The organism is Nocardiopsis ansamitocini, from assembly GCF_030268225.1.
GTDB classification, from domain to species: Bacteria; Actinomycetota; Actinomycetes; order Streptosporangiales; family Streptosporangiaceae; genus Nocardiopsis_D; species Nocardiopsis_D ansamitocini.
Window position 1 is genome coordinate 130,983 of sequence record NZ_BSQG01000008.1, and the last position, 13,869, is coordinate 144,851.

The window sequence follows — 13,869 nt, forward strand, 5'->3', positions numbered from 1 at the left end:
TGGTTTGGTGAAGCAGCGGTCGCCAGGACTGGTCCTGGACGCGGACGCGGCGCGCCCGCTCGAGAGCGGGGACGCCGCGGCTTCGCGACTGCAACGGGCGGGTTCGGCGGTGCAGAAGGGGTATCTGGTCGCCCAGCGCAAGGCGCGCTCGCTGGTCAGGGGAGTGCACTCCCGCTGGCGGCGGTCGCTGCAACTGCGCGTGGTGACCAGCACCCTGCTCTTCTCCGTGCTGGTCACCGCCGTGCTCGGCTTCTTCCTGGTTCACCAGGTCCAGACCGGGCTCCTCGACGCCAAGACGCAGTCGGCGTTCAACGACCACTACGCGGGGCTGAGCACCGCGCGAAACATCATCCAGGACAGCGACCAGCAGGACCCCGACCGCCAACTCGACCAGATCATCGAGGACCTCAGCGCGCGCAGCGGCTCCACCGGCCTCTACGACGTCGTGATCATGCCCTCGGTCGGTGGCATGACGGGGCGGGTGAGCGGTGGTGTGGACGAGGCCAGCGTGCCGGAACGGCTGCGCGAGGACGTCCGCAAGAACGGCGAACTGCCCTACGGCAACTACACCGAGATCATCCGCGGCACCCAGCGGGAACCGGGCCTGGCCGTGGGCGCCCAGCTGTCCAGCACCTACGAGCTGTACTACCTCTTCCCGCTCGACCACGAGCAGCAGATGCTCAACCTGGTCCAGCAGACGCTCGTCCTGGTCGCCATCGCGTTGACGTTGCTGCTCGCCGCTGTCGCCTACGTGGTCACCCGGCAGGTGGTCACGCCGGTGCGCCAGGCCGCGAGCTCCGCGGAGAAACTCTCCTCCGGCGACCTCTCCGAACGCATGAAGGTGCGCGGCGAGGACGACCTCGCCCGGCTCGCCATGTCCTTCAACGACATGGCCGGCAGCCTCCAGGAGAAGATCCAGGAACTGGAGGAGCTGTCCAAGCTCCAGCGCCAGTTCGTCTCGGACGTCTCCCACGAACTGCGCACCCCGCTCACCACCATCCGGATGGCCGGTGACCTGCTCTACGACGACCGCGACGACCTCGATCCCACCATGCGCCGCTCGGTGGAGCTCCTACAGAGCCAGCTGGAGCGCTTCGAGGAACTGCTCGCCGACCTGCTGGAGATCAGCCGGCACGACGCGGGGGCGGCCACACTGGCGACCGGGACGGTGGACATCCGCGACTCCGTCCTCAAGGCCGTCGGTGAGGCGGAGCAGATCGCGGAGAAACGCGGCATCAAAGTGGTCCTGCGCCTGCCGGTCGACCCCTGTGTGGCCGAGTTCGACGCCCGCCGGATCAACCGCATCCTGCGCAACCTCGTGGTCAACGCGATCGAGCACAGCGAAGGCAAGGACGTCATCGTCACCGCTGCCGGGGACCGCGACGCCGTGGCCGTGGCGGTCCGCGACTTCGGTGTCGGCCTGAAGGAGGGCGAGGAGCACCTCTGCTTCGACCGCTTCTGGCGTGCCGACCCCGCGCGCGCCCGGACCACGGGCGGCACCGGCCTGGGGTTGTCCATCTCCAAGGAGGACGCACTCCTGCACGGCGGATGGCTCCAGGCGTGGGGAATGCCCGGCAAGGGATCGCAGTTCCGCCTCTCGCTCCCGCGCAAGTCCGGCGGTGAACTGCGCGGCTCGCCGCTGCCGCTGGCGCCGCCCGAGATCACCCTGGGCCGCACGCTCTCGGCGTTCAGCAGCATGCAAGGAGACTTCGACCGCAAAGGCATCTGGATCAGCGGACCGGGGGAGGACCAATGAGCAAGAACGCCGTTGCACTGCGCACCACCGCCTGGGCGGCCTGTCTCGTGACCCTCGTGGCCGGCTGCGCCACGGTGCCCACCGGCGGCCCGCCCTTCTCCGGTCGTGGCGACGACGCCGCCGGCCAGGTCGACACCTTCACCCGGCTGCTTCCCGCCGGCCCCCAGCCCGGTGTGGACGAGAAGACCCTGGTCCGCGGATTCCTCAAGGACATGGGGAGTTTCGAGGAGGACTACAAGGCCGCCAGGCTCTACATGACCTCCGACGAGCAGGTCGTCTGGAAGCCCAGCAGCCAGGTACTGGTCTACGAGGAGGACGACGTCGCCCTCGACGTCGAGACCGGTGACGACGGCGAGAGCGCCAAGGTGCGGATGCGCGCGGCCCAGGTCGCCACCATCGGCACCGACGGACAGTACGTCGCGGCCGGTGAGGGGGAATCGGTCGACACCGTCTTCGACCTCGTCCAGGTCGAGGAGGGGTGGCGCATCTCCGACCTCCCCGACGAACTGCTGCTCAGCCGGCGCGCCGTGGACCGGGTCTACCGTCCGCTCAACCTCTACTACTTCAACCGCGACGAGAGCACTCTCGTGCCCGACCCCGTGTTCCTGCCGGTGCAGCCCACCAGCGACGTGACCGAGCAGCTCTCGCGGATGCTGGCCCGGATGCTGGTCGACGGCCCCACCGACTGGTTGGCGCCCGCCGTGCACTCAGCCTTCCCCGAAGGCACCCGTGCTGACGTCAGTTACGACTCCGGCCGGGTCACCGTCGCCCTGAGCCCGGAGGCGGACGGCGTCGACGCCGAGGCGCGCTGGGGGATGAGCGCCCAACTCGTGTGGACGCTCCGACAGCTCCCCGAGATCCAGGAACTCATCCTCAGCATCGACGGTGACGAGTCGGAACTGGCCGGCGAGGGCAGCGAGAACCTTCAGGCCAACAGCGAGACGTGGAGCGGGGTCAACCCCTCGGGCACCAACGGCCAGCTGCGCTCGTACTTCATGCGCGAGGGCGTGCTGTGGTCGCTGGACTCCAACCAGCAGGAAGCCCGCACGGAGGGGGCGCCGGGCACCGGCGCGACCCCACTGGAGCTGCACGCCGTCTCCCTCGCAGAGGACCGGGTGGCGGGCATCGCGCCCGGCGGGAACTCGGTCCAGGTGGCGTCCCTCAACGAGGGCAGTGAGTACACCACCGTGCTCGACGGTGCCGACTACGCCTCGTTGTCCTGGGACGGGTACGGCAACCTCTGGGTGCTGGAGGACCCCAGCGACGCCCGGGCGGAGGGCGAGGCGCTCGACGACACCGAGCCCGGGGACCCGCCCGTCGAGGAGGAGCGCCGCCCTGCGGCCGACTCCCGGTCCGCCCGGATCTGGCTGCTGCCCGATGGCGGTGATCCCGTCGAGGTGGACATTCCCGAGCTGCGGTCGCAGCAGGTCACCAAGCTCCAGGTGTCCCGCGACGGGACCCGGGTCGCGATCCTCACCGAGGTCGGCGGGGAGGGGAGGGTCTCGGTCGGCCGGATCGTCTACGACGAGTCCGGTGTCAGCGCCCAGGGCTTCCTGCCGCTGGCCTCCGACATCGACAACGTCACCGACCTTTCCTGGCGGGGCGCCGACCAGCTCGCCGTTTTGGGACAGAAGGCCCGCGGAGCCCTTCAGGCCTACCTTGTCCCGATCAACGGGAGCGCCGACTCCACCAGCGCGGGGGTTTCCGCGGGCTCGGACATGACCAGCATCGCCGCCGGTCCGGGCCAGCCGCTGCTGTCGGGGACGGAGGAGGACTACATCTTCATGTCCAGTGACCGCCTGATGTGGCGCAAAGTCGCTGACGGCACGAACCCCGTCTACCCGGGCTGACGCTCCCGACCCGCGCTGCTGTGCGCCGGTCCCGTGCAAACTTCTCCCATCGGGCGCCGAACCGCTGGAGATCCGCTTGTCCACAGACGCGGATCCGCTTCCGGGACGCCCCCGCCGGGCAGGACAGACTCGCCGGTATGGGAATGCTCGAAGGGTGGGCCGGTGAGCTGCTGGACCTCGTGCTCGGTCAGTGCTGCGCCGGGTGCGGCCTGGGCGGCGCGCAGGTCTGCGCCGCCTGCTCCGACGCCCTGCGCCGTCGGGCACGGCGTTGCCCGGCCAGGCCCGGTTGCCCGGTGACGTGGGCGGCGTGGCCGTATGCCGGCCGCTGCCGTGACGTGCTTCTGGCCTTCAAGGACCGCGGTCGGCGTGGGCTCGCCGACCAGCTTTCCGGTTCGTTGGCCGCGGCCGTGCTGTCCGGTTCGGGTGCCGCCCGTCACATCCGGCTCGTCCCGGTTCCGGGGCGAGCCGCGTCGGTGCGCCGGCGGGGTTACGATCCGGTCCGGCTCCTGGCAGGGGCTACCGCGGCCCGATTACGGGAGGGCATGGTCGACGCCAGGGCGACGCCGATCCTGGCCTACGCCCGCCGCACCCGCCACCAGGTCGGTCTCGGAGCCGCCGAGCGTCGCACCAACCTGTCCGGTGCCATGCGGCTGCGGACCGGTGCACGGGGCCGGTTCCGCACCGGGTCGGTGGTGCTCGTCGACGACGTTCTCACCACCGGATCGACCCTCGCAGAGGCCGCCAGGGCCCTCGGTGAGGGCGGCGTGCCGGTCGCTTGCGCTGCTGTGCTCGCCGAACGCGAGTAGGCTCATGGGGCCGGGGATACCCCAGGCGAGATTTTCGGACGGACAAAGAACCTTTACCCGTGTGTCTTTTTCGCCGCTCCCGGTAGATTTTCGGGGTTGCTGGAACGCTTCCGTGGACAGCCGCTCAAATCAGTACCTGACAAGTGGCGGATCTAGGGCTAGCGTTCCAGATATGGCACCCGTCCGGGTCCGTGGTTGCGTCGGGCATGGCGTCCTCCCTGCGAGGGCGGCGGCTCGACAAGCCGATGCCAGCCGCAGGCGAAACGGCCCACGTAAGGCGACTTTTCGTCGACCGATCACGGTGCGGCTTAGAGGTAAGCCCTGCCCCTTCGGAGGTCCAGATGTCCTCCGGACAAGGGAGAAGGGCAGTAGTGGTGCACGAGCGCCGCGAGCCCCTCAGCAGGCGGATGTGGGGACGAAGACCAGGTCGGCCGGACGGGTGACATCCTCTCCGCGTGGATCGCGCCGTTCTTGGGCGCGACCCCCGCACATGGTGCCCAGGCACCGCGCGACATCAGGCACGAGGGCACGCACCTCGTGCCTGATGTCGTTTTCGGGACTTCTCCCCGCGTTTCACCGCCCTGTGGCTCTTCTCGGACGAACTGCTGCGACGCGAGGCCTTCGGCAAGTGATGAGGGCGGTTCTTGTGGGTATACGGGCAGCAACGTGGGCCACGACCACTGTGGCGGGAGAGGAGGTTGTGAAAGCTAGCCCGACGCTCACAGCGGGCGCGGCGCACACCGATCAGTTGGCCGCCGAAAAGGGCGGTCACGCCACGAAGGGGGTCTTGTGGACATCATCGTCAAGGGTCGGCGCACAGGTGTCAGCGACAAGTTCCGGCAGCATGTCGAAACGAAGCTGACCCGGCTCCACAAGTGGGAGCAGAAGGACATCATGAGCGTCGATGTGGAGGTGTCCAAGGAGCGCAGCCCCAAGCTCGCCGAGCATCGCGAGCGGGTTGAGCTGACCGTCCACTCCAGCGGTCCGGTGATTCGCGGTGAAGCCTCCGCTGATGACCGCTATACCGCCCTCGACCTCGCGCTGGACCGGATCGAGTCCCGGCTGCGCAAGGCCGCCGACCGTCGCAAGGTGCACAAGGGCAGCAACCGTGCCCCTGTCTCCGTCGCTGCCGCGACAGCCCACCTCGCCGCCGGCGGCCCCATGGGCTCCGTGGTCGAACCCCCGATCGCCCCGGACACCCCCGACTCCCCGGAATTCGACGGTGCCGCAGTCGACAACGAGTTCGCCGACGACTTCGTCGAGCTCGACACCCAGGGCGACGTTCCGGTCATCGTTCGCGAAAAATTCCACTCCGCCAAACCCATGACCATTGACCAGGCCCTTATGGAAATGGAACTCGTCGGCCACGACTTCTACCTCTTCCGGGACGAGGAGCGCGACGCCCCGAGCGTGGTCTACCGTCGGAAGGGCTTCAACTACGGCGTTCTGCGGCTCATGGAATAAAGTAAGAGACAACTGAATAGCCGTCCTGGCGCGCCGTGTCCGGTCTTGATACCGGGCACGGCGCGTTGTGGGGTAAGGCGTCCGAAGACGGTTTTTCCAGAGAAATTCCCCGTTTAGCTGGAAAACCGCGACCGAAGCGTGGTGCCTCTTCCGAGGCGGGTGCGCTTGACGAAACAATCCGTCCGCGTCTGGGTGATTTCGCCGCGTGGGAGGAAGGAACGCAGGCTGTGAGCTTGACTCCCCCCAATCGAGTGGACCCGATCAAGGTATTGGTCGTGGACGATCACGCCTTCTTCCGCCGCGGACTCGTGTCCGTGCTCGCAGAGGAGTCCGACATCGACGTCGTCGGGGAGGCGGCCGACGGTGAGGACGCGGTGACCCAGGCCGGCGACCTTCTCCCCGACGTGGTCCTGATGGACGTCCGGATGCCCAAGACCAGCGGTATCGCCGCCTGCACGGGGATCAAGAACATGGTTCCCAGTGCGAAGATCGTGATGCTGACGATGAGCGACGAGGAGGAGGACCTCTTCGAGGCCATCAAGGCCGGCGCCACCGGCTACCTCCTCAAGGAGATCTCGGTGGTGGAGCTCCCGGAGGCCGTCCGCGCGGTCGCCGGCGGACAGTCCTTCATCAACCCTTCCATGGCCACCAAGCTGATCGGCGAGTTCGCGACCCTGGCGAAGAAGGAGAAGGGGCGGCCGCAGTCCCTGCCCGCCCCGCGGTTGACCGCACGGGAGAAGGAAGTCCTGCGACTGGTCGCCCGCGGCCTCAACAACAAGGACATCGGTGAGGAGCTGTACATCTCCGACAACACCGTGAAGAACCACGTCCGCAACATCCTGGAGAAGCTCCAGCTGCATTCGCGCACGGAGGCCGCGGTCTACGCGATACGGGAGAAGTTCCTCGACGCGGACGGCGAGTGAGTACCGGAGCACACGGCCCCGCATCCGGCAGATACAGGTTCTTGGCCTCGCCGCACACGGATTTGACCGTGAAGGCAATAGGGTCTTCTACGATGGAAGGCTAGGGGATGGGTCCGTCCCATCTCCGGATGCGGGCCACGATCGCGAGGAGCGCATTAGAAGTGCCAGGCATACTCGACAAGGTCCTGCGCGCGGGTGAAGGCAAGATCCTGCGCCAGCTCAAGAAGCTCAAGGACCAGATCAACTCGATCGAGGATGATTTCGTCGATCTCACCGACGCCGAACTGCGTGAGCTGACCGACGAGTTCAAACAGCGCCTCGCCGACGGCGAAACGCTGGACGACCTGCTGCCGGAGGCGTTCGCCACGGTGCGCGAGGCGGCCAAGCGCACGCTGGGGCAGCGGCACTTCGACGTGCAGCTGATGGGCGGTGCGGCGCTGCATCGCGGCAATATCGCCGAGATGAAGACCGGTGAGGGCAAGACCCTGACCGCCACGCTCGCCGTGTACCTCAACGCGCTCGCCGGCAAGGGCGTCCACGTGGTCACCGTCAACGACTACCTCGCCCGCCGCGACGCCGAGAACATGGGGCGCGTCTACCAGTTCCTGGGCATGGAGGTCGGCGTCATCGGCCCCGACATGTCGCCCGAGGAGCGCCGCAAGGCGTACCAGGCCGACATCACCCACGGGACCAACAACGAGTTCGGCTTCGACTACCTGCGTGACAACATGGCGCTGTCGATCGACGACTGCGTGCAGCGCGAGCACTTCTTCGCGATCGTCGACGAGGTCGACTCCATCCTCATCGACGAGGCGCGCACACCGCTGATCATCAGCGGTCCGGCCGAGCAGAACTCCAAGTGGTACGGGGAGTTCGCCAAGATCGCTCCGCGGCTGCGCAAGGAGACCGACTACGAGGTCGACGAGAAGAAGCGCACCGTCGGCATCACCGAGTCCGGTGTCGCCAAGGTCGAGGACTGGCTGGGGATCGAGAACCTCTACGAGGCCGTCAACACCCCGCTGATCAGCTTCCTCAACAACTCCCTGAAGGCCAAGGAGCTGTACCGCCGCGACAAGGAGTACATCGTCAAGGACGGCGAGGTGCTCATCGTCGACGAGTTCACCGGTCGTGTCCTGCGCGGTCGCCGCTACAACGAGGGTATGCACCAGGCCATCGAGGCCAAGGAGAAGGTGAAGGTCAAGGACGAGAACCAGACCCTCGCCAAGGTCACCCTCCAGAACTACTTCCGCCTCTACGAGAAGCTGGGCGGCATGACCGGTACCGCCTCCACCGAGGCGGCCGAGTTCAACCAGACGTACAACATCGGTGTCGTGCCGATCCCGACCAACCGCGACATGATCCGCGATGACCAGCGTGACGTCGTGTACAAGTCCGAAGAGTCGAAGTTCGACGCGGTCGTGGACGACATCGCGGAGTGCCACGAGGCCGGCCAGCCGGTCCTGGTGGGCACCACCAGCGTCGAGAAGTCCGAGCTGCTGTCGAAGATGCTCAAGCGTCGCGGTGTCGCCCACGAGGTCCTCAACGCGAAGAACCACGCGCGTGAGGCGTCGATCGTGGCCCGCGCCGGAAAGCTCAAGGCCGTCACGGTCGCCACCAACATGGCCGGTCGCGGTACCGACATCATGCTGGGCGGAAACCCCGACTTCATCGCCGACGAGGAGCTCCAGACGCGCGGCCTGACCCCGCTGGAGACCCCCGAGGAGTACGAGAAGGCGTGGCCCGAGGCGCTGGAGAAGGCCCAGAAGGACGTCGAGACGGAGAACAAGCAGGTCGTCGAGGCCGGTGGCCTCTACGTCCTGGGCACCGAACGGCACGAGTCGCGCCGCATCGACAACCAGCTGCGCGGTCGTTCCGGACGCCAGGGCGACCCCGGCAAGTCCCGGTTCTACCTCTCGCTCAAGGACGACCTCATGCGGCTGTTCAACAGCGGTCGCGTCGAGATCATCATGGAGCGCCTGAACATCCCCGAGGACCAGCCCATCGAGTCCGGTGTGGTCTCCAAGGCCATCCAGGGCGCCCAGGGCCAGGTCGAGCAGCAGAACTTCGAGATCCGCAAGAACGTCCTCAAGTACGACGAGGTCCTCAACCGCCAGCGCAAGGTGGTCTACGCCGAGCGCCGCAAGGTGTTGGAGGGCGCCGACCTGCGCGAGCAGATCGAGGGCATGATCGAGGACGTCCTGGAGGGCTACGTCCGTTCCGCGACGGCCGAGGGCGAGAGCGACGACTGGGACCTGGAGCGCCTGTGGAAGGCGTTCGCTGAGGTCTTCCCGGTGGACTTCACCGCCGACCAGCTCATCGAGGAGAACGGCGGCGACGTCACGGTACTGACCCCCGACCTCATCTCGCACCGTGTCGTGGAGAACGCCCACGCCGCCTACGAGCGTCGCGAGCAGGAGCTCGGCCCGGACACCATGCGCGAGGTCGAGCGCACGGTCATCCTGCGCGTCATGGACCGCAAGTGGCGCGAGCACCTCTACGAAATGGATTACCTCCAGGAGGGCATCGGCCTGCGTGCCATGGCCCAGCGCAACCCGCTGATCGAGTACCAGCGGGAGGGCTACGACATGTTCCAGGAGATGCTCGAGGGCATCAAGGAGGAGTCGGTCCGCTTCCTGTTCAACGTCGAGGTCCAGGTGAACCGGCCGCAGGAGGGCCAGGGCATCACCGCGGCCGGAGCGGCGGCCACGGCTGCCGCGGTGCCGCTGGTGCAGGGAGCCACGGCCACGGCCCAGCCGGACGCTCCCACCGCGGTCGAGCCCGCGGTGGACGAGTCGGCCGTCGGGGAGCCGGCGGCCGAGACCGAGGCCGAGGGCGAGGGCGGCTCTACCCCGGAGGTGGTCGTCCCGGGGCTGACCGAGAACCGGCCCGACCGCTTGCAGTACAGCGCTCCCAACGAGGAGGGCGAGGCGGAGAGCCACACCGAGTCCACGAACGGCCAGTACGCCAACGCCGCGCGTAACTCGCCCTGCCCCTGCGGCTCGGGCAAGAAGTTCAAGAAGTGCCACGGGGATCCCAAGAACCGGCCCTGACCGGGGAGGATTCTGGAGGGCCCCGGGAGAGCGGCAACAGCCGCCCTCCCGGGGCCCTCGTCGTTGTTCCCCGGTTGCCAAGACCGGTGGCCCGGAGCCTCGAAGGGCTCCGGGCCACCGGTGCGGATCAGGCTCGGGGGGCTACGTCGCGGTTCCCGCGTCCGTGCCCTTGGCCGCCTCGGCGTCGGCGATCGTCGCCGCCGACGAGGGTGCGGCCTCGGCCGGTGCCTCGGCCGGCGTGCCGGCGGCCACCGTCGGCTGCTCGTCGGCGGGTTCGCGGCCCGGCGTGGGCAGGTTCAGCTTGGTGATCGCGAAGTAGAAGATCACGTAGTAGAGCGCGGCGTAGACCAGACCCAGCGCGATGATCATCCACAGGTTCGTGGTGTTGGACTTGAAGGCGTTCAGCAGCAGGTCGATGAGGCCGGCCGAGAACCCGAAGCCCAGGTGGGCCTCCAGCGCGTTCAGGATCGCCATGGAGACGCCGGTCAGCACCACGTGCACGGCGAACAGCACCGGCGCGATGAAGATGAACGCGTATTCGATCGGCTCGGTGATGCCGGTGACGAACGCCGTCAGCGCGGCGGAGATCATGATGCCGCCCACCGCCGCACGCTGGCTCGGGTGCGCCGCCCGCCAGATCGCGAGTGCCGCTGCGGGCAGACCGAACATCAGGACGGGGAAGAAGCCGGAGAGGAAGCCCCCGGCCGTGGGGTCGCCGGCAAGATAGCGGTTGATCTCGCCGTTGACGATGGCGCCGTCGGCGCCCTCGTAGCTGCCGAAGACGAACCAGACCACGGAGTTGACGATGTGGTGCAGGCCGAAGGGCAGCAGCAGCCGGTTGACGACACCGTAGACGCCCGCGCCCACCGCCCCGGAGCCGATGATCCAGTTGCCGAGGTCGTTGATCCAACCGCCCACGGTCGGCCAGACCAGGCCGAAGACGAGCGCGACGACGATCGCTGCCAGGGCGGTCACGATCGGCACGAACCGTCGCCCGCCGAAGAAGCCGAGCCAGCTCGGCAGTTTGATCCGGTAGTAGCGCTGCCACAGCAGGGCCGCGACGATACCGATGACGATGCCGCCGAGTACGTCGGTGGGGTTCTTCGCGCCCCAGTTGATCGCGGTGGAGCCGTCGGCCAGTTCGAGCGTGATGCCGGAGGCGAGCTCGCCGCCCTGCTCGAAGAACAGGTACTTGGACACCCGGTCGAAGACGAGGTAGCCCACGACGGCGGCCAGAGCGGTGGAGCCGTCGGCGCGCTTGGCGAAACCGATGGCCACGCCCACCGCGAACAACAGGGGCAGCGCGCTGAAGATCGCGTCACCGGCGGTGCCGATCACGGGGGAGACGGCGTTCATCCAGGCGAAGCCGGGGACGTCGGCCAAGCCGCCCGGCTCGGGGCCGTTGCTGCCGAGCATGTCCGGTTGTCCCAGACGCAGCAGGATGGCCGCCGCGGGTAGGACGGCGATGGGCATCATCAGGCTGCGCCCGATGCGCTGCAGGATGCCCAGTATCGGGGACGACTTCTTCGGTGCGGCGGGGAGGCCGTCGCTGACCGTCGATGAGGAACTCATCGTTGGTCCTCCTGATCACGTGGTGAGCTCGTGGCTCGTGGGAGTGGTGGGAGTGTCAGCGCTCGATGGTACGGGCCCGGGGGCGGCCGGTGCCATCAGCCGCGTTGGCGGGGGTCCAGCGTGGAATGCAGCTGGTAACGGTCGGCACGGTAGGTGGATATCGCCAGTTCGACACAGGTGCCGTTGACGAAACTGCGCCGCTGTAGGAGCAGAACGGCGCTACCGGTGGGCAGTCCGAGGAGCCGGGCGTCCGTGGGGTCGCACAGCCCGGCCTCGATGGTCTGCTCGCCGGAGTCGAGGAGAAGCCCGTAGTCGTCTTCCAGGAGTTGGTAGAGCGAGCGCCCGGAGAGTGATTCCTCACTCAGCCCGGGGGCCACCGACAACGGGATGTTGGAGCGTTCGATCGCCATCGGCTCGCCGTCGGCGGTGCGCAGGCGCTCGATGTGGTGCACGGGGCTGCCCGGGCTGATGTCGAGCATCCGGGCGACGTGCCCGCGCGCCGGGTCGATCCGGCGGGCCAGGTCCTGGGCGCCGGGCTCGAAGCCGCGGGCGCGCATGTCCTCGGTGAAGGAGGCCATCCGCAGCGACATCTCGATCTTGGGTCTGGCCAGGAAGGTGCCCTTGCCGGGGACGCGGTACAGCTTGCCCTCGGCCACGAGGTGGTCGATGGTCTGGCGCACCGTCATCCGGGACAGTCCGTAGCGCAGGCCGAGTTCGCGCTCCGAGGGCACCGCGCCGTCCACCGCGAGCTGTGTCTCGTCGATCCATTCGAGCAGGAGGTCCCTGAGTTGTGCGTACTTGGGGACGGGGCTCGTGGGGTCGATGCTCATCGCGGGTGCCTGTTCGCTTCTCTTGCGGATCGGTCGGATATGGTGCGTACTGGTATAGGCCGGACTAGACCACAGGTGCTCCCGACGTGTCAACGCTCGTGGTCGACGCTTTGTGCAGCCCCCTCGGGGGCGTGTCGTCCTGCCTGTTCAGAGAGGGTGCCCGGCTTGGTGGGGCGCGGCAAATGGGTATCGAGTAGGAAGAAGCCGATGAGTACTACGACCAGCGTCATGCGTTCGGAGATCAACGAGCAGCCCGCGGCGCTGCGCCGGACCCTGGACGTGCTCCTGCCCCAGACGACCGAGATCGCGGCGCTGGCCAAGGAGACCCGCCAAGTGCTGTTCATCGCGCGCGGCTCCTCCGACAACGCCGCCGTCTACGGCAGCTATCTCCTCCAGGCGCACTCGGGCCGGCTCGCCACCCTGGCGTCGCCCTCCATCGCCACGACCTACGGCGCCGAGGTGGACCTGTCCGGTGTGCTCGCCGTCGCCATCTCCCAGTCGGGCAAGACCGAGGAGATCGTGGAGACCATGAACTGGGCGGCCCGGTGCGGCGCCCGGACGGTCGGCATCACCAACGGTGCGGGCTCGCCCATGGCCGAGATCGCCGACGTCGCCCTGGTCACGCAGGCCGGCGACGAGTTCGCCGTTCCCGCGACCAAGACCTACACCGCCCAGCTCGCCGCGCTCGCGGTCCTGGCCCTGGGCGTGGGAGCCGACCTCTCCGAGGACGAGTTGCGCGCGGTCCCCGACGCGATCGGGGCCACCCTGGCCGGCCCCGAGGACTCCATCGACGCCATCGTGGAGAGCCTCATCGGTGTCTCCGGCGCCGTGGTCTCCGGGCGCGGGATGGCTTTCTCCACCGCGCTTGAGGCGGCCCTCAAGCTCAAGGAGGCGTGCTACCTGCACGCGATGGGGCTCTCCTACGCGGACCTGCTGCACGGCCCCATCGCGGTGGTGGACGGCCTGACCCCCGCGCTGCTGGTCGCCGCCAACTCGGGCCCGACCCTGGCCGGCACCGTCGCCCTCGCCGAGCGGGTGCGCGCGGCGGGAGCCCCCGCCTACGCCATCGGCGGCGGCGCGGCCCTGGCGGGTGCCTGCGACCTGTCCACCGGGATTCCGGACCTGCCCGAGTGGCTGGCCCCGATCAGCCTCATCGTTCCCGCGCAGATCATCACCGAGAAGCTGGCGCGCGGGCTGGGATACGACCCCGACGCGCCGCGCAGCCTCAACAAGGTCACCCAGACCTCCTAGGCCCAGGCGCCACACGCCCCTTAAGCTCGGCAAGCACACCACACATCGTTCGCGTGGGCGTCAGGGCCCGCGCTAGCCACGGAGGAACAGATGGCCGACAAGGCAGCCGCGATCGTCGCCGGACTGGGCGGCGCCGGCAACATCGAGGACATCGAGGCCTGCATCACGCGTCTGCGCACCGAGGTCACCGATGCCGCCAAGGTCGACCAGGCCGCGTTGAAGGCGGCCGGCGCGCACGGAGTGCTGGTCTCCGGCAACATCGTGCAGGTCGTCGTCGGACCCGAGGCGGACTCGCTCACCGACGACATCAACGACCTGCTCGACTGATCTCACCCGCATCAACTCCGGGCAGGGCGGTCCGGCCGGG

The 13,869-nt window shown here is 68.3% G+C and carries 10 protein-coding genes; 8 read left to right on the forward strand and 2 right to left on the reverse strand.

All coding sequences use genetic code 11. From position 1 onward, the window contains the following. Positions 1-7: 7 nt before the first annotated feature. The 6 genes from mtrB (at position 8) to secA (ending at position 9,849) form a co-directional block, all read left to right on the forward strand. Entirely contained in the window at positions 8-1,756 is a 1,749-nt protein-coding gene (gene mtrB / locus QSJ59_RS19795) for an MtrAB system histidine kinase MtrB (protein WP_285761204.1), read from the forward strand. Further along, positions 1,753-3,606 (forward strand): LpqB family beta-propeller domain-containing protein, encoded by a 1,854-nt coding sequence (locus QSJ59_RS19800; protein ID WP_285761205.1) that lies wholly within the window; start codon positions 1,753-1,755, stop codon positions 3,604-3,606. The genes mtrB and QSJ59_RS19800 overlap by 4 nt, the downstream gene beginning before the upstream one ends. Before the next feature lie 137 nt (positions 3,607-3,743). Continuing rightward, the gene (locus tag QSJ59_RS19805) at positions 3,744-4,412 is read left to right on the forward strand and encodes a ComF family protein (RefSeq protein WP_285761206.1); all 669 of its coding nucleotides are present in this window, start codon (positions 3,744-3,746) and stop codon (positions 4,410-4,412) included. A 789-nt stretch (positions 4,413-5,201) separates the two neighbouring features. Next, positions 5,202-5,876, forward strand: a complete 675-nt coding sequence (gene hpf / locus QSJ59_RS19810; protein WP_285761207.1) for a ribosome hibernation-promoting factor, HPF/YfiA family — start codon at positions 5,202-5,204, stop codon at positions 5,874-5,876. Between the two features lie 227 nt (positions 5,877-6,103). Next, positions 6,104-6,799: a response regulator gene (locus tag QSJ59_RS19815; RefSeq protein WP_285761208.1), complete on the forward strand. Its 696-nt coding sequence runs from the start codon at positions 6,104-6,106 to the stop codon at positions 6,797-6,799. 161 nt (positions 6,800-6,960) lie between these two features. After that, positions 6,961-9,849, forward strand: a complete 2,889-nt coding sequence (gene secA / locus QSJ59_RS19820; protein WP_285761209.1) for a preprotein translocase subunit SecA — start codon at positions 6,961-6,963, stop codon at positions 9,847-9,849. A gap of 141 nt (positions 9,850-9,990) precedes the next feature. Here secA and QSJ59_RS19825 read toward each other — a convergent pair whose 3' ends face one another. Both QSJ59_RS19825 and QSJ59_RS19830 read right to left on the reverse strand, forming a co-directional pair. Further along, positions 9,991-11,421, reverse strand: a complete 1,431-nt coding sequence (locus QSJ59_RS19825) for a PTS transporter subunit EIIC (protein WP_285761210.1) — start codon at positions 11,419-11,421, stop codon at positions 9,991-9,993. Between the two features lie 95 nt (positions 11,422-11,516). After that, the gene (locus QSJ59_RS19830; RefSeq protein ID WP_285761211.1) at positions 11,517-12,251 is read right to left on the reverse strand and encodes a GntR family transcriptional regulator; all 735 of its coding nucleotides are present in this window, start codon (positions 12,249-12,251) and stop codon (positions 11,517-11,519) included. 207 nt (positions 12,252-12,458) lie between these two features. On the opposite strand from QSJ59_RS19830, the gene QSJ59_RS19835 reads away from it, so the two are divergent. Together QSJ59_RS19835 and QSJ59_RS19840 are read left to right on the forward strand one after the other, a co-directional pair. Beyond that, entirely contained in the window at positions 12,459-13,502 is a 1,044-nt protein-coding gene (locus QSJ59_RS19835; protein WP_285761212.1) for an SIS domain-containing protein, read from the forward strand. A gap of 90 nt (positions 13,503-13,592) precedes the next feature. Continuing rightward, positions 13,593-13,829, forward strand: a complete 237-nt coding sequence (locus QSJ59_RS19840) for a PTS sugar transporter subunit IIB (RefSeq protein WP_285761213.1) — start codon at positions 13,593-13,595, stop codon at positions 13,827-13,829. Positions 13,830-13,869 lie beyond the last annotated feature (40 nt).